12 protein-coding genes and 1 riboswitch are annotated in these 16,320 nt (G+C 70.3%); of the genes, 4 read left to right on the top strand and 8 right to left on the bottom strand.

What is annotated here, in order from left to right; genetic code table 11:
- Window positions 1-56 precede the first annotated feature (56 nt).
- From lnt to HQ308_RS00520, 5 genes are all read right to left on the bottom strand, one after another.
- Entirely contained in the window at window positions 57-1,637 is a 1,581-nt protein-coding gene (gene lnt / locus HQ308_RS00500) for an apolipoprotein N-acyltransferase (protein WP_308115632.1), read from the bottom strand.
- Window positions 1,634-3,223, bottom strand: coding sequence for an amidohydrolase (locus tag HQ308_RS00505; RefSeq protein WP_308115633.1), 1,590 nt, complete (start codon window positions 3,221-3,223; stop codon window positions 1,634-1,636). The genes lnt and HQ308_RS00505 overlap by 4 nt, the downstream gene beginning before the upstream one ends.
- A 43-nt stretch (window positions 3,224-3,266) precedes the next feature.
- A complete protein-coding gene (locus tag HQ308_RS00510) occupies window positions 3,267-3,818 on the bottom strand; it encodes an FxsA family protein (protein WP_222645202.1) in 552 nt (183 codons plus the stop codon).
- 77 nt (window positions 3,819-3,895) lie between these two features.
- Window positions 3,896-4,558, bottom strand: a complete 663-nt coding sequence (locus tag HQ308_RS00515) for a response regulator transcription factor (protein WP_056444522.1) — start codon at window positions 4,556-4,558, stop codon at window positions 3,896-3,898.
- 10 nt (window positions 4,559-4,568) lie between these two features.
- On the bottom strand, window positions 4,569-5,774 hold the full coding sequence (locus HQ308_RS00520; protein ID WP_051613278.1) for a sensor histidine kinase: 1,206 nt from the start codon (window positions 5,772-5,774) through the stop codon (window positions 4,569-4,571).
- Between the two features lie 43 nt (window positions 5,775-5,817).
- Here HQ308_RS00520 and HQ308_RS00525 point away from each other — a divergent pair, with 43 nt between their 5' ends.
- The 3 genes from HQ308_RS00525 to HQ308_RS00535 are packed head-to-tail and all read left to right on the top strand — an operon-like array spanning window position 5,818 to window position 9,513.
- Window positions 5,818-6,585 carry a TSUP family transporter gene (locus HQ308_RS00525; RefSeq protein ID WP_056445145.1) on the top strand — a complete coding sequence of 256 codons (768 nt, stop codon included), beginning with the start codon at window positions 5,818-5,820 and terminating at the stop codon, window positions 6,583-6,585.
- Window positions 6,586-6,595: 10 nt separating this feature from the next.
- Window positions 6,596-8,122: a TldD/PmbA family protein gene (locus HQ308_RS00530; protein ID WP_222637525.1), complete on the top strand. Its 1,527-nt coding sequence runs from the start codon at window positions 6,596-6,598 to the stop codon at window positions 8,120-8,122.
- Window positions 8,119-9,513: a metallopeptidase TldD-related protein gene (locus HQ308_RS00535; RefSeq protein WP_222645203.1), complete on the top strand. Its 1,395-nt coding sequence runs from the start codon at window positions 8,119-8,121 to the stop codon at window positions 9,511-9,513. Before HQ308_RS00530 ends, HQ308_RS00535 begins: the two co-directional genes overlap by 4 nt.
- A gap of 8 nt (window positions 9,514-9,521) precedes the next feature.
- Here the strand turns inward: HQ308_RS00535 and HQ308_RS00540 are convergent, their stop codons facing one another.
- The 3 genes from HQ308_RS00540 to cobN form a co-directional block, all read right to left on the bottom strand.
- Entirely contained in the window at window positions 9,522-10,895 is a 1,374-nt protein-coding gene (locus tag HQ308_RS00540; protein WP_222645204.1) for an HNH endonuclease signature motif containing protein, read from the bottom strand.
- 114 nt (window positions 10,896-11,009) lie between these two features.
- On the bottom strand, window positions 11,010-11,390 hold the full coding sequence (locus tag HQ308_RS00545; RefSeq protein ID WP_222631154.1) for a PPOX class F420-dependent oxidoreductase: 381 nt from the start codon (window positions 11,388-11,390) through the stop codon (window positions 11,010-11,012).
- A gap of 19 nt (window positions 11,391-11,409) precedes the next feature.
- Entirely contained in the window at window positions 11,410-15,018 is a 3,609-nt protein-coding gene (gene cobN / locus HQ308_RS00550; protein WP_222645205.1) for a cobaltochelatase subunit CobN, read from the bottom strand.
- 57 nt (window positions 15,019-15,075) lie between these two features.
- A riboswitch (cobalamin riboswitch) is annotated at window positions 15,076-15,140 on the bottom strand.
- Between the two features lie 40 nt (window positions 15,141-15,180).
- Here cobN and cobG point away from each other — a divergent pair.
- Complete coding sequence (gene cobG / locus HQ308_RS00555) at window positions 15,181-16,314, top strand: precorrin-3B synthase (protein WP_222645206.1); 1,134 nt, start codon at window positions 15,181-15,183, stop codon at window positions 16,312-16,314.
- The last annotated feature ends 6 nt before the right edge of the window (window positions 16,315-16,320 follow it).

The raw sequence follows: 16,320 nt of genomic DNA on the forward strand, positions 1-16,320 counted from the left end.
TCACGAAAAGTGCGGAAGGACCGCCCCGACCAGCGGACGCGGAGCCGTGTGCCCGGTCAGCGGGCCAGGCGCCGTCGAACGTTCGGTATCGTGGCGCCGATCACACTCAGGACGCCGAGGGCCACGAACACGTACTCGACGGTGGATCCCAGCCGTGTCGCGAGTGTGGTGTCGGTGCGCAGACCCACCGTGGCGACCAGATGGTCGGCGTCGAAGAGAGCGGTTCGCGAGGTCACGGAACCGTCGGGCGCGATGACGGCGCTGACCCCGCTGGTGGCGGCGACCACGACGGTCCTCGAGTGCTCCACCGCCCGGACTCGCGACATGGCCAGCTGCTGGTAGGTCATCTCCGTGTCGCCGAAGGTCGCGTTGTTGGTGGGCACCGCGAGAATCTGGGCGCCGGCGCGCACCGCCTCGGTGGGTGCGCGGTCGAAGGCCACCTCGTAGCAGGTCGCGACTCCCACGGCGAGAGCCCGCTGCTCGCGATCCGTGCCGGCGGGCACGTGCACGACGCCGTCACCGTCGCCGGGCACGAAGTTGCCCGCCGAGTCGGCGTACGAGGAGAACAGCCGGAAGAAGCTGCGGTACGGCAGGTACTCCCCGAACGGTTGAACGATCTTCTTGTCGTGGCGCTCCCCCGGTCCGGCGGCTCCGTCCCAGGCGATGACCGAGTTGGTGGAGGTGCCGTCGGCATTCGACAGCACCGCGCCCACGAGAATCGGTGCGTCGGTCCGCACGGAGGCGGCGGTGATCTCGGCCGCTGCGGTCGCGTCGCGGGTGGGATCGACGTCCGACGCGTTCTCCGGCCAGATGACGACGTCGGGCTTCGGTATCCGCCCCGCCTCGACCTCCTCCGCCAGCCGGAGAGTCTCGTTCACGTGGTTGTCGAGCACCTGGCGGCGTTGCGCGTTGAAGTCGAGGCCCAGCCGGGGAACGCTGCCCTGGATGGCCGCGATGGTGATCGTGTCGTCACCGTCCTGTGGACCCGCGAGCGTGGGGCGCACGGCGAGTGCGACGACCGGCGCCACGGCGGCGAGCGCGACCAGCCCGGCGACCGAGGTGACGGCGAAGCCGGTGCGCACCGTCCTGCACAGCAGCGTCAGGCACACACCGATCAGTGCCACCGCGGCGCTGAGCAGTGGGGCGCCGCCGAGTGCGGCCAGCGGAAGCAGGGGTGACTCGGACTGACCGAAGGCCAGACGGCCCCAGGGGAATCCGCCGAACGGGACCGTGCTGCGCAACCACTCCGTCAGTGACCACACCATGGTGATCCACACCGCGGCGAACGGCAGGCGGGACACCACCACGGCGAGCAGTCCGAACAGACCGAGGAACAGTGACTCCGCGACGGCGAGCGCGATCCACGGCAGCGGTCCGACGTACACGCCGATCCACGGGAGCAGCGGCAGGAAGAAGCCGAGGCCGAAGGCGAACCCGTACAGGAAGCCGCCTCTCAGCGAGAGGGCGCGCACCGGACCGTCGACCCGCCGCTCGGTCAGGACGAACGTGACGAGCGCCAGGGCGACAGGCGCGAGAAACCACAGTGATCGCGGTGGGAACGACGCGAACAGGAGCGCGCCGGCGCCGGCCGAGAGAGCGAGCCGCGCGGGTGGGATCAGTCGAGCGGGAACGCTCACGCGCGGTACACCGTGGTGCCGCGGTGCACGGTCTCCAGGCACACCGGGTCCGGCGCCTCGGGATCGAGGCGAGGCAGGGCCGGAACTCGTGACCGCGGGTCGGTGGACCAGCGCTGCACCGAGTCCCGTGGTGCGCTCACGACCAGTTCCGCGGCGTCCCACACCGCATAGCTGGCCGGCGCGCCCGGCACCAGCGTGCCGGCCAGGCCGTCGCGTACTCCCCCGGCGCGCCAGGCGCCGCGCGTCGCCGCGGAGAACGCGGCGCGGGGCGAGACGGCACTGCCCGGTGTGCGGTGGTTGACCGCTCCGCGGACACCGCGCCAGGGCTCGAGCGGCGTGACGGGTGCGTCCGACCCGATGGCCAGCGACACCCCGGCGGACGCCATCATCGCCAGCGGGTTGAGTGCGCGAGCGCGCTCTGCGCCGAGTCGGGTGGCGTACAGGCCCTCCTCACCGCCCCAGTAGGTGTCGAACACCGGTTGCACGCTCGCGATGACACCCCACGCCGCGAGGGCGTCGGCCTGCTCGGACGACACCATCTCGATGTGCTCGAGGCGATGGCCGCGAGACGCCACGGCGGGGCCACCGAGCTCGGCCACGACCCGCCCGAACGCCTCGACCACGGCACTGGTGGCGGCGTCGCCGATGACGTGGAAGCCGCCCTGGATCCCGGCCCGCGTGCAGGCGGAGACGTGCGCCGCGATCACGTCGACGTCGAGATACGAACGGCCGCAACCGGAGTGGTCAGCATAGTGGTCGTGCAGCCAGGCGGTGTGCGAGCCGATCGAACCGTCGACGAAGAGGTCGCCGCCCAGGGCGTGCGCGCCGGTCGCGGCCAGGAGTGCCGTCGCCTCGTCCGGGGTCGAGACGGCCTCGCCCCAGTAGGCGCGCACCTCGACGCCGTGCTCGAGGGCGAGGAGTTCGGCCAGGTCGACGCGGCCGGAGATGTCGGGGCCGGCGCACTCGTGCACGGCGGCGACCCCGTGCGCGGCAGCATGATCGAGCGCGGCGACGCGGGCGCGGTGCCGGCCCGCGGGGCTCAGCAGGTCCAGCGCCCGGGTGCGCACGGCATGGTGCGCCTCCGCGATGAGCGGCCGTTGCGGATCTGCGGTGGCGACCACGTCTCCGGCGGCGCGACGCAGCACCGTCGAGCACGCCGCGGAGTGCGCGTCGATGCGCGAGAGGTACACGGCCCGTCCGGGTGCTGCGGCGTCGAGCTCCGCGGTGGTGGGGCCGCGCCCCTCCGGCCACGTCGACTCGTCCCAGTTCTGCCCCCAGATCAGGGTGCCCCCGTCCTCGGCCGCGTACGCGGCGAGAGCGCGCAGGCACTCGTCGAGAGACCGAGCGCCGCTCAGATCGAGTCCGATGAGCGCCAGACCGGTGGCGGTGGTGTGGACGTGGGTGTCCACGAACGCGGGAGTCACGAACTCCCCGTTCAGTTCCACCACCTCGGCGTCGGGATGCAGCGCCCGCGCGGGGCGATCCTCACCGATCCAGACGACGGTGCCGTCGGTGACGGCCATGGCTGTCGCGTCGGGCGCGGACGGGCTGTAGATCCGTCCGCCGACCAGCAGTTGCGTACTCACGCTCGCCAGTGTGCCCGGTGTCGGGCGGCCGGGGTGTCGGGGGTCAGCGCTCGTCGCGGCCGGTGGTGCCGTCGATCACACCGCGGGTGTCGCGAGGGGCCGAATTCCCGCGGTCCGGCATCACATCGCCGTCGATGACCACGTGACCGGCCCCGAAACCCTGCGGCCCGAAACCCTGCGGCCCGAAACCCTGCGGCCCGAATCCACCGGGCGGGAACGTACGGCCCGAGGCCACGGCCGTCTCGACGCGCCGGGCGGCGGACCGGGCGATGACCGGACGCAGCAGCGCGCGGGTCAGCGGGATCATCAGCAGCAGGCCGAGGACGCTCGAGACGAGACCGGGGATCGTCAGCAGGACCGAGCCGAGGGCCACGAGCGCACCGTCCGCGACCGCGCCGCCGGGTGAGCGGCGTCCGGCGTTGGCCGAGCGCAGTTCCGAGAGCACGCGCCGACCCTGGGAGCGGATCGCGACCATGCCCAGAGCGGACAGTGCGATCACCACGAACACCGTCCACAGGATGCCGATCGCCGAGCCGAGCCACACGAGGGCGCTGATCTCGACGACGAGGTAGAGGAAGAAGTAGAGCAGTGGCATCGCGGGAGTCCTTTCGGCGACTGGTCGAACCCGTCTGCCGTGTCAACGCGCGACCGCCTCGTTTTTCTCCCGGCCGGTCAGGCGCCCGGAGTGACCAGTCCGAGCTCGTAGGCGAGCACGACGGCCTGGACGCGATCGCGCAGCCCGAGCTTGGTGAGCATGCGGCCGACGTGGGTCTTGACGGTCGCCTCGGACAGGAACAGCTCACCCGCGATCTCGGCGTTCGACTTGCCGGCGGCGATGAGCAGCAGCACCTCGCGCTCACGGTCGGTCAGCGACTCGACGGCTGCCGATCGTCCGGGAACATCGCGCGGTTGCCCGGCGACGATGCGGGAGAGCAGACGTCGGGTCACCCGCGGCGAGACGACGGCGTCCCCTGCCGCCACGCTGCGGATCGCGGACACGAGGTCCTCCGGAGGCGTGTCCTTGAGGAGGAATCCGCTGGCACCGGCACGCAGTGCGCCCAGGGCGTGTTCGTCCAGGTCGAAGGTCGTCATGACGATGACCCGCACCTCGGGTTGCGCCGCGATGATGCGTTCGGTGGCCGAGACACCGTCGATACCGGGCATGCGGACGTCCATCAGCACGACGTCCGGTTCGAGGCGCGCGGCCGCGGCGATCGCAGTGGCACCGTCGGGCACGTCGCCCACCACGTCGATGTCGGGCTGCGCGCCGAGAACCATCGACAGACCCATGCGCATCAGTTCCTGATCGTCGACCAGGAGCACCGAGATGGACACGGGAGACAACCTAGCGGTCCGGGTGGTCCTGGTCGACGCCCAGCGCGGCCTTCAGTTCGAGGGGCAGCGTCGCGGCCACGCGCCACCGGCCGTCCGGCAGCGGACCGGCGCGGAGCTCTCCGCCCAGCACGGCGACACGTTCGCGCATGCCGATGACGCCGAAGCCGCTGGTGGTGGGTGCGGCGTGGATGTCGACGGCCGGGCCGGTGTCGTCCGAGGAATTGATCACCGACACCGTCACCGCGGACGGTTCGCGGCGCACGGCCACCACGGCTCGGGGCCGCTCACCGCCGTGGCGCAGCACGTTGGTGAGCGATTCCTGCACCAGCCGGTGCACCCCGAGCGACACCGCCGGCGGCAGGTCGTCGAGTTCGCCCGTCTGCTCGATGGACACCCGCAGCCCGGCGGCGCGCATCAACTCCACGATCTTGGCGAGGGCCGCGGTGCCGTACTCGGGGTGGGACTCGGACGACTCGTCGGTCCGCAACAGCGACACCGTGCGTCGGAGTTCGGTGAGTGCGGTGCGGCCGGTCGCGGAGATGTTCGCGAGTGCCGCCGCGGCCCGCTCCGGGTCCGACCGCAGCGCGTAGGACGCCCCGTCCGCCTGCACGATCATGACGCTCACCGCGTGGGCCACCACGTCGTGCAGTTCGCGGGCGATGCGGGTGCGCTCGGCGGACACCGCCTCGACGGCGCGTCGGTCACGATCGGATTCGGCGACGGCGAGCCGTGCGCTGACCTCGGCGACGTAGGCCCGGCGAGTCCCGAGGAACTCCGCCGTGATGTAGGCCAGGGCGTAGAGGAGGACGAAGAAGATGGTGGAGGTCCAGTCGGACCCGAGCACGAGTCGCACGACGACGATGTCGGCCGCGAGGCCCAGCGCGAAGAGGAGGGTCGTGCGCCGGTCGGTGTACACGGCCAGCGTGTAGAGCATCACCACGAAGCCGAGCTGCCCGGGCGGCAGCGTGCGCGGTTCCTCCGATGCCCACACCATCAGAGTCGCGACCTGGCCGAGTGCGAGCGCCGTCCAGGCGGCGGCCACCGGGTAGCGGCGGCGCCAGGCGATCGGCGTGGACACGGCGACCGCCATCGCCACGTAGACGAGTGGCTGCTCCACGGCAGCGACGGCCGTGAGCTCGATGAGGAAGAGTGACACCGCCAGCGCACAGTCGACCGCGAACGGACGGTGGCGGAGCCATTCGCTGAATCGGCGCATCGTGGTCGAAGCGTAGCGCGGGAGCTGTGATCGAATGTCCGCCATGGGTGCTGGTGACTGGTCGGTGTTGCTGGCTGCCGCGCTGGCGGCGGGTTGGGTGGACGCCGTGGTCGGTGGCGGCGGGCTCATCCTGCTGCCCGCACTCCTGTTGGTCACGCCGGCGGCCACGACCCAGCAGACCGTGCTGGCCACCAACAAGCTGGCCTCCGTCGCCGGCACCACCGCCGCGGTGCTGACCTTCTCCCGCAAGGTCCCGATGAACTGGCGGCTCCTCGCACCCGCCGGAGTGGTGGCCGCGGTCGGCGCGGCGTTCGGCGCCGCCACCGTCAGCCTCATCGACAAGGACCTCTTCATCCCCATCGTGCTGGTGGTGCTGGTCGGCGTCGCGGTGCTGGTGACGCTGCGCCCCACCGTCGGCGTCGTGGTGGGTGATCCGCCGACGCGCCGCCGCATCACCATCGTGGTGGTGGTGGCCGCCGTCGCCATCGGGTTCTACGACGGCATCCTCGGTCCGGGCACCGGCACCTTCCTCATCATCACGTTCGCCACCCTGCTCGGCACCGAGTTCGTGCGCAGCGCGGCGATGGCGAAGGTGCTGAATCTGGGATCCAACATCGGCGCCCTCCTGTACTTCTCGGCGACCGACGACGTCCTGTGGTTGCTCGGCCTCGCCATGGCCGTCGCGAACGTCGCGGGCTCGCTGGTCGGCTCACGCATGGCGATCTCGCGGGGCGCCGGGTTCGTGCGCATCGTGTTGCTGGTGGTGGTGTTCGCGCTCGTCATCCGACTCGGGTGGCAACAGTTCGGCTAGCGTCACCGATGTGAGAGACGTCGACAGCGATTTCGTCGCCCTGCCACTGCACGCGCTCGCGGACGCGGCGCTGACAGCGGCACGTGCGTCCGGTGCCACGCATGCGGATCTGCGGGTGCATCGACTGCGGACGCAGTCGCTCGCTCTCCGCGACGGCGAGGTGCAGTCGAGTGTCGAGGCGACGACGCTCGGCCTCGCGGTCCGGGTGATCGTCGACGGAACCTGGGGATTCGCGTCCGGTGCGGTACTGTCGGTGGACGAGGCCGTCTCCGTCACCTCGCGCGCCGTGCTCGTCGCACAGGCGTTGCGCGACCTGAACCGGGATCCCGTCGTGCTCGCCTCCGAGCCGGTGTACGAGAACGTGTCGTGGGTGTCGGACTACGAGATCGATCCCTTCGACGTCCCCACCACCGACAAGGTCGATCTGCTGGGCGAGTACTCCGGCCGTCTGCTGGCCTCGGACGGCGTCGACCACGTGAGTGCCTCCGTGCTGCAGGTCAAGGAGCAGTCGTTCTACGCAGACCTCGCCGGGTCGCGCATCACGCAGCAACGGGTGCGACTCCACCCGCAGATCGACGCCGTGTCCGTCGATTCCGCGTCGGGTGGCTTCGATTCGATGCGCACCCTCGCTCCCCCGACGGGACGTGGCTGGGAGTACCTGACCTCCGACGGGACCGGCGCCGACGGACTGTGGGACTGGGACGACGAACTCTCGCGCATCCCCGACTGGCTCGCCGAGAAGACGAAGGCCCCCGGCGTGGAGCCGGGTCTCACCGATCTGGTGATCGACCCGACCAACCTGTGGCTCACCATCCACGAGTCCATCGGCCACGCCACGGAATACGACCGAGCCATCGGCTACGAGGCCGCCTACGCCGGAACGTCCTTCGCGACGCCCGACCAGCTCGGCACGCTGCGCTACGGCAGTGAGTCGATGCACGTGACCGCCGACCGCACCGAACGCCACGGGTTGTCCAGCATCGGGTGGGACGACGACGGCGTGGCCTCGCAGTCGTGGGATCTGGTGCGCGACGGGGTTCTCGTCGGCTACCAGCTCGACAGGGTGTTCGCGCCCCGCCTCGGGCTCGAGCGGTCGAACGGGTGCTCGTACGCGGACTCGCCCCACCACGTCCCGATCCAGCGAATGGCCAACGTCTCGCTGCAACCGGACCCGCACGTCGATCGCAGCGTGGACGATCTCATCGCCGACGTCGAGCACGGCGTCTATGTGGTGGGTGACAAGTCGTGGTCGATCGACATGCAGCGCTACAACTTCCAATTCACCGGCCAGCGCTTCTTCCGCATCGAGAACGGGGCTCTCGCGGGCCAGGTCCGGGACCTGGCGTACCAGGCGACGACCACCGATTTCTGGGGCTCGATGGAGGCGGTGGGCGGACCGTCCACGTGGCGTCTGGGCGGCGCGTTCAACTGCGGCAAGGCGCAGCCCGGTCAGGTGGCGGCGGTGTCGCACGGCTGCCCCGCTGCTCTCTTCCGTTCGGTCAACGTCCTCAACACACGAACGGAGGCGGGTCAGTGAGCGTCAGCACTCCCCTCGGCGGCCACGATCTGGTGGAGCGTGCGCTGTCGTACGCCACCGTCTCGGACACCGTCGTGATCGTCGCCGACATCTCGGAGGCATCCCTGCGGTGGGCCGGGAACTCGATGACCACCAACGGCGTGGGTGACTCGAGGTCCTGGACCGTCGTCTCGATCGTGCGGGACGGCACGGCGGCGCGGGTGGGAACGGTCTCGTCCACGAGCATGGATCCGGATGATGTCGCCGGCGTCGTGGCAGCCGCCGAGGACGCCGCTCGTGCGGCTCAGCCCGCCACCGATGCGATGCCCCTCGTCCAGGGCGCCCCGACGCCGGACTCCGGATGGGGCGACGTCCCGCTCCGCACGGGGATCGACGTGTTCGACTCCGTGGTACCCGGCCTGGCGCGGGGATTCGACGGAGCCGATGCGTTGTACGGCTTCGCGCATCACACGGTCCGTACCGTGTGGCTGGGCACGTCCACCGGGGTGCGGCGGCGCGTCGTCGAACCTGTCGGGTCGCTCGAGATCAACGGTAAGAGGGGTGGTCTCTCGGGCGGTGCCAGTGCCTGGGTGGGCACCGGTACCCGAGACTTCCGCGACATCGATCTGGATGCGTCCCTGGCCGAACTGACGCGCCGGCTCGACTGGTCCGCCCGGACCGTCGACCTTCCCGCGGGACGCTACGAGACGATCCTCCCACCGTCCGCGGTCGCCGATCTGATGATCGATCTGCTGTGGTCGATGGACGGCCGGGGCGCGCAGGAGGGCCGCACCGCCCTGTCCGCTCCCGGCGGCGGCACCCGCGTCGGTGAGGTGCTCGGACACCTCGGTCTCACACTGTACTCCGACCCGTCCGAGAACGGCCTCGAGTACGCCCCGTTCGTGGTCACCGGATCCTCGAGCGACGCGGTGTCGGTGTTCGACAACGGAATGGACGCCGGCCGCACCGACTGGATCCGCGACGGTGCAATCACTTCCCTTGCCTACCCACGTTCCGCCGCAGCAGAATTCGGGGCCACACCCACTGTGCCCGGTGACAACCTCGTCATGGTGGGCGGCGCCGGCGGTTCCGTCGACGACCTCGTCGCGCGCACCGAACGCGGACTCTTGTTGACGACCCTCTGGTACATCCGCGAGGTGGACCCGACGACCATGCTCCTCACCGGGTTGACGCGGGACGGCGTCTACCTGGTCGAGGACGGCCGGGTGACTGCTGCCGTGAACAACTTCCGGTTCAACGAGAGCCCGCTCGACATCCTGCGCCGCGCGACAGAGGCGGGTACGACCGTTCCCACCCTGCCGCGTGAGTGGTCGGATTGGTTCACCCGCGCAGCGATGCCCCCGATGCGGATCCCCGACTTCCACATGTCGTCCGTGAGCGCGGCCCAGTAGGAGGGGTCTCACTCGCCGGGTGCGGTGAAGTAGTCGGTGCCGTGCGAGTCGCGGACATGGACGATCCCGTCCCGGACCATGCGGTGGTGCCACTGCCGCCGGGTCTTCAGGCCGTGGTGCCGGCGGCACAGCGGCGTGAGGTTGCCGGTGACGGTCCAGCCGCCTCTCCGGGGGTCGGTGTGGTCGAACGGGACCACGTGGTCGAGGTCGCAGTCCGCACTCGGTACAGCACACCCCGGATGGATGCATGTCGGATACAGGGCTGTCACCAGGGCGGCGATCGCCTCGGACGGCCGGTACGTCAACGCCCCGGCCGGGGGCACGGCGAATCCCCCATGTCCGTTGGGGTCTGCGACGGCACGGTCCAACGCCGATGGTGCGAGCGTGCGGAGGTACTCGACCTGCTCCCTGACTTTGCGGGCTGTCGTGCTGCCCAGTTTCCCCTTGATGGGGGTCCACCCCGCGGGCATGCGGCGGGTGCGGCGGACTTCCCGCCCGGCGGCGGGCACCGGCGGGCCCGGTGGTTCGGAGTCGGTCGGTGGGTCGTGCTCCGGGCATCGGCAGCTGCACCCCGCCCGCGGTTCCGCGACCTCCGCGGCGGTGATCATCGCCTGCCACGTCGCATCCCCGGCAATTCTCCGGGCTACATCAGCCGGTACCGGTCCCCAGCCGACGAGGTGGCCGGGTTCCCCCGCCAACCCTGCCGCGGTGGCAGCATCGAGGACGATCACGGCACGGGCCGGCGTACACGACACGGCCCCGGTCAAGAGCGCGTGCGCGGCGTCGAACAACCGAGCCGGCAACGACGTCGGATCGGTCACCCCGCGTGCGGCGGCAGCGGCGATGTTCCGCCACAGTGCGGCGACTTTGTCGGCCGGACCACGGATCTTCAGCTCGGCCTGATCGCGCGGGAGCTTGCGCACCGTCGCCGACCGCTCCAATGCTGCCCGTTCACGGATGATGCGGTGCCAGTCGGCGTCGAAGTCGGCGAGGATCCGGTCGATCGCCGACGCGACCGCACCCGGCGTGCACCGGGCTGCGACAGCAATGACCCGCTGCAGTAATGCTTCGGTCGCATGATGGAACCCGGCCAGGGATCGGCAGACCGTGCGGAACGCCGCGTACGCCAACCGGCCCGCATCGAACGCCTCCGCCACCGCAGGATGCGCGGTGCGGGTCAGAAACAGCCACTCCGTGACAGTGCGCGTCGAGACCGCCAACGCCGCCGCGACCTCCGCCACCGCACAGGTCTCGGCGGCTTCCGCATCGAACACCCCACCCGGACCGAGCACCGCCGGCCGACGCGACGACTCCTGCACGTACGCACACGACGCCGACACGGACCGGGCGAACGAGGCCTGAGCGTCAACCTTCGCCGACACCAACACATCCGTCGAAACCACTGTGTCGTACACGAATTCACCCCCCGGTGATGCCCCGATCAGACCGCCCCCCGACGACCTGACCAGACAGTAACCGACACCACCGACACGGAATCAGGCCGCGCGCAACGCCAACCCGACGGTGCTGCTCTTACCCTTGAAGAGCGAGCTCATCGTCACCACGATGCGGCCGGTGATGCCGTACTTCTCGATCACCACGTCGCGGGTACGCGCGGTGCCTGCGTCGTCCAGCACCTCGGCGACAGCGTCCATGGCCGGGCCCACGTTCTTTCCACTGCGATCGCAGGTGGCCACCGTGACGCGGGGAGTGTTGCGGATCCGCTTGACCTTCCACGACTCCCGTTGCGTCCACATGAGGAGCCGATCCCCGTCGAGGGCCGCCCAGATGGGTGTCGGCTTGGGGGTGCCGTCCTTGGTGAACGTGGTCAGGAGGACGTACTTCGCGGTGCCGACGTCACCGAACGGGTTGCTCATACGAGACAGGATAGGCCGGTCAGTCGCCCTCGAGCTCGCCTTCGCTCTCGAGGTAGGCCGCACGGAGGTCCGCGAGCACTGCCGGGTCCGGTTCCGCCCACATGCCGCGTTCCACGGCCTCGAGCAGTCGCTCGGAGATTCCGTGCAGCGCCCAGGGATTGGACGTCGACATGAACTTCCGATTGGTCTCGTCGAGGACGTACTCCTGCGTGAGCTTCTCGTACATCCAGTCCTGCACGACTCCCGTGGTGGCGTCGTACCCGAACAAGTAGTCGACCGTCGCGGCCATCTCGAATGCGCCCTTGTACCCGTGCCGCCGCATCGCGTCCATCCAGCGCGGGTTGACGACGCGCGCACGGAACACGCGGGACGTCTCCTCGTGCAGCGTGCGGGTGCGCACCGATTCCGGGCGGGTGCTGTCGCCGATGTACGCCTCGGGAGACGTTCCGGTGAGCGCACGCACGGTCGCCACCATGCCGCCGTGGTACTGGAAGTAGTCGTCGGAGTCGGCGATGTCGTGCTCGCGGGTGTCGGTGTTCTTCGCCGCCACCGCGATGCGCCGGTAGGACGAACGCATGTCGTCCGCTGCCGGGACGCCGTTCAGTCCGCGGCCGTACGCGAAGCCGCCCCACGTCGTGTAGACCTGCGCCAGATCCTCGTCACTGCGCCAGCTCTTGCTGTCGATCAACTGCAGCAGTCCGGCGCCGTACGTGCCGGGCTTGGATCCGAAGATGCGGGTGGTGGCTCGGCGGTCGTCGCCGTGCTCCGCGAGATCGGCCTGTGCGTGCGCACGCACATAGTTCTGCTCGTCGGTCTCGTCCAGGCCCGCGACCATGCGGACGGCGTCGTCCATCATCGCGAGCACGTGCGGGAATGCGTCGCGGAAGAAGCCGGAGATGCGGACCGTCACGTCGATACGCGGCCGTTTCAGCTCGTCCAGAGCGATCGGTTCGAGGTGCGTGACGCGGCGCGACGCCTCGTCCCACACGGGCAGCACGCCGAGCAGTGCGAACACCTCGGCCACGTCGTCACCCGAGGTACGCATGGCGCTGGTCCCCCACACCGACAACCCGACAGAGCGCGGGTACTCGCCGTGATCCTGCAGGTAGCGGGCCACGAGCGACTCGGCCATCGCCTGGCCGGTCTCCCACGCGAGCCGCGACGGCACCGCCTTGGGGTCGACCGAGTAGAAGTTGCGGCCGGTCGGCAGCACATTGATGAGTCCACGCAGCGGCGACCCGCTGGGGCCGGCCGGGATGAATCCGCCGTTCAGCGCATGCAGCACACGGTCGATCTCCTGGTCGGTCCCGCGCAGACGGGGAACCACCTCGGTGGCCGCGAAGCGGAGGATCTCGGCGACGGTGTCGGGCAGTCCCGCGGTGATGCCGTCGACGGCGTCCACCGACCAGTCGGCGCGGTGCAGTGCCGCAACGAGACCACGTGCCTGCTCCTCGACGGCATCGACCGACGTACGGGCCTCGTCGCCGTCCTCGCTGAGACCCAACGCTTCCCGCAGACCCGGAACGGTGCGCTCCCCGCCCCACATCTGACGGGCCCGCAGCATGGCCAGCACGAGGTCGACCTCCGCCTCACCGCGCGGAGCCTGCCCGAGGACGTGGAGCCCGTCGCGGATCTGCACGTCCTTGATCTCGCACAGCCAGCCGTCGACGTGCAGCAGCATGTCGTCGAACACCTCTTCGTCGGGGCGTTCCTCCAGGCCGAGGTCCTTGTGCATCTGGGCCGCTGTCATGAGCGTCCAGATCTGCTGACGAATCGCCGGCAGTTTGGCCGGGTCCAGCGTCGAGATGTTCGAGTGCTCGTCGAGCAACTGCTCGAGGCGGGTGATGTCGCCGTAGCTCTCGGCGCGGGCCATCGGCGGGATGAGGTGGTCGACGAGAGTCGCGTGCGCGCGGCGCTTGGCCTGTGTCCCCTCGCCCGGGTCGTTGACCAGGAACGGGTAGATCAGTGGCAGATCGCCCAACGCGGCGTCGGTGCCGCACGAGGCGGACATGCCGAGAGTCTTGCCGGGCAACCACTCGAGGTTGCCGTGCTTGCCGAGGTGCACGACGGCGTCCGCGGCGAAACCGCCGTCCTCCTCCGGGGCCGCGAGCCAGCGGTAGGCGGCGAGGTAGTGGTGGCTGGGGGGAAGATCCGGATCGTGGTAGATCGCCACGGGGTTCTCGCCGAACCCGCGAGGCGGCTGCACCATGAGGACGACGTTGGAGAACCGCAGTGCGGCGATGACGATCTCGCCCTCCGGATCCGCCGAACGGTCGACGTACAGCTCGCCCGGTGCCTCGCCCCAGTGTTCGACGACGCCGGATCGCAGGTCCTCCGGCAGCGTGTCGAACCAGCGTCGGTAGCGCGCGGCCGAGATACGGATGGGGTTGCCCTCGAGTTGCTCGGCGGTGAGCCAGTCGGCGTCCTGCCCACCGGCGGCGATGAGCGCGTGGATGAGGGCGTCGCCGTCCTGCGCGGCGAGGCCGGGCACCGCGTCGTCACCGTCGACGGGTCCGATGTCGTAGCCCAACTCGCGCATCCGCGTCAGCAGACCGATCGCCGACGCCGGGGTGTCGAGTCCGACGGCGTTGCCGATGCGGGCGTGCTTGGTCGGGTACGCGGACAGCATCAGCGCAACGCGCTTGTCGGTTGCGGGAATTCGGCGCAGTCGAGCATGCCGGACCGCGATGCCGGCGACACGCGCACAGCGCTCGTGGTCGGGTACGTACGTGCTGAGGCCGTCGGCGTCGATCTCCTTGAACGAGAACGGCACCGTGATGATGCGACCGTCGAACTCGGGCACCGCGACCTGGGTCGCGACGTCCAGCGGGGACATGCCGTCGTCGTTCGCGTCCCACATCGCGCGGGAGCTGGTGAGGCACAGGCCCTGCAGGATCGGCACGTCGAGCGCGGCGAGCTCGGCGACGTCCCAGGCCTCGTCGTCGCCACCGGCGCCCACGTTGGCGGGACGGGTTCCGCCGGCCGCGAGCACGGTGACCACCATGGAGTCGGCTTCGCGCAACGCCTCGAGCAGTTTGGGTTCCGCGCTGCGCAGCGACGCACAGTAGATCGGGAGCGCGCGGGCGCCCTTCGCCTCGATGGCGTCGCACAGGGCATGGATGTAGTCGACGTTGCCCGCGAGGTGCTGGGCTCGGTAGTACAGGACGGCGATCGTGGGCTCCGACGACGAAGTGCGCGCACGGGTACGCAGCACACCCCACGCCGGGAGATGGGCGGGCGGGGCGAACCCGTGGCCCGTCAGCAGCACCGTGTCGGACAGGAAATAGGCGAGCTGCTCGAGGTTGTCCGCGCCGCCCTCGGCCAGGTACTGGTGCGCCTGCGCTGCCACATTCGCGGGAACCGTCGACAGTTCCATCAACTCGGCATCAGGAGCCTGCTCGCCGCCCAGCATGACCACCGGAACGGGGCCGCGGAGCACCGCGTCGATACCGCTCTCCCACATCCGGCGCCCGCCGAGAATGCGCACGACCACCAGGTCGACACCGTCCATGAGCGTCGGCAGATCGGCGTCGACGAGGATGCGGGACGGGTTGGCCCAGCGGTACTCGGCGCCGGACGCACGTGCGCTCAGCAGGTCGGTGTCGGATGTCGAGAGCAGCAAGATCACGGTGGTGGAGCCTTCCCTGGGGTTTTCGCGCCCCGTCGGCGTCGGTGTGCACCCCAGGTCTGACTTCTCCGGAGACGCTGGAGTCACAGTGGCGCGACCGCGCCGGAGTCTCACCGGCTTCCGGGGTGCTTCGCGATGATCGTACGTCGTAGCCTGGACTGCATGAGTGATGCCGGGGACAGGACCAGACGGGACGCCTGCCCCGGGGCGCTCCAACTGCACGAGGCGAAGGACGGCTTGCTGGCTCGGGTGCGTCTGCCCGGCGGCGCGCTCAGCGCCGAGCAGATGGGTGTGCTCGCGGCGGCGTCGACAGATTTGTCCGACGGTGAGTTGGTGCTCACCTCCCGGGGGAACGTCCAGCTCCGCGCGGTACGCGATCCCGACGACCTGGCCGACCGGCTCGCGGCCGCGGGACTTCTGCCGTCGGAGACCCACGAGCGGGTCCGCAACATCCTGGCGTCGCCACTCTCGGGTCGTCTCGGCGGAACGGCCGACGTCCGCGACCTGGTGTCCTCGCTGGACACCTCGCTCACGAGTGATCCTGAGCTGGCCGACCTGCCGGGTCGGGTGCTCTTCTCGGTCGACGACGGCCGCGGCGATGTGACGGGTTTCGGCGCCGACATCGGCGTCCACGCCGTCGACGAGGACGCCTTCGCCCTCATCCTCGCGGGCGCCGACAGCGGCGTCCGGGTCCCGCGGGCCGACGCGGTCGCGGTGATGCTCGACGCGGCGCGCGGGTTCCGCCGCGAGCGGCAGGGGCACTGGCGCATCGCGGAGATGCCGAACGGTGTGGAGGCTGTGCTCGGTCACGTCGATCACGCTGTCGGCGACCACCCTCGGGTCGCCGTCGAGACGTCGGTGGAGCCGCCGATCGGATGGTTCGTGCAGGACGACGCCACCGTCGCGCTCGGTGCCGCACTCGCCCACGGCGTGCTTCCGGCCCGCACCGCCCTCTTCCTCGCGGCGGTCGAGAAGCCGATCCACGTCACGCCGTGGCGCGGCATCGTGCTCCTCGATCTCGACGAGGGCGTCGCCGAGCAGGTCGTGCGTGTGTTGGCCCCGATGGGCCTGATCTTCGACGCGGAGTCACCGTGGGTGCGGGCCAGCTCGTGCGTCGGCTCTCCCGGCTGCGCGAAGTCGCACTCCGACGTGCGCGCCGATCTCGACGCCGCCCTGGAGAACGGCGAGGTGGGCGACGGCCGGGAGCACTGGGTCGGGTGTGAGCGCCGATGTGGCCGACCCCGCGGTGAGGTCACCGACGTGGTCGCGACCGAGAGCGGTTACCAGCGCTCCTGAGCCGCC

Origin of the sequence: Rhodococcus sp. BP-241, from assembly GCF_019836145.1 — a bacterium.
In the GTDB taxonomy this organism is placed as follows: Bacteria; Actinomycetota; Actinomycetes; order Mycobacteriales; family Mycobacteriaceae; genus Rhodococcoides.

Coding starts and splice junctions, on each gene's coding strand:
- cobG (WP_222645206.1), top strand. CDS start 15,181: ATGAGTGATGCCGGGGACAGGACCAGACGGGACGCCTGCCCCGGGGCG.
- HQ308_RS00520 (WP_051613278.1), bottom strand. CDS start 5,774: ATGCGCCGATTCAGCGAATGGCTCCGCCACCGTCCGTTCGCGGTCGAC.
- HQ308_RS00545 (WP_222631154.1), bottom strand. CDS start 11,390: ATGAGCAACCCGTTCGGTGACGTCGGCACCGCGAAGTACGTCCTCCTG.
- HQ308_RS00525 (WP_056445145.1), top strand. CDS start 5,818: ATGGGTGCTGGTGACTGGTCGGTGTTGCTGGCTGCCGCGCTGGCGGCG.
- HQ308_RS00510 (WP_222645202.1), bottom strand. CDS start 3,818: ATGCCACTGCTCTACTTCTTCCTCTACCTCGTCGTCGAGATCAGCGCC.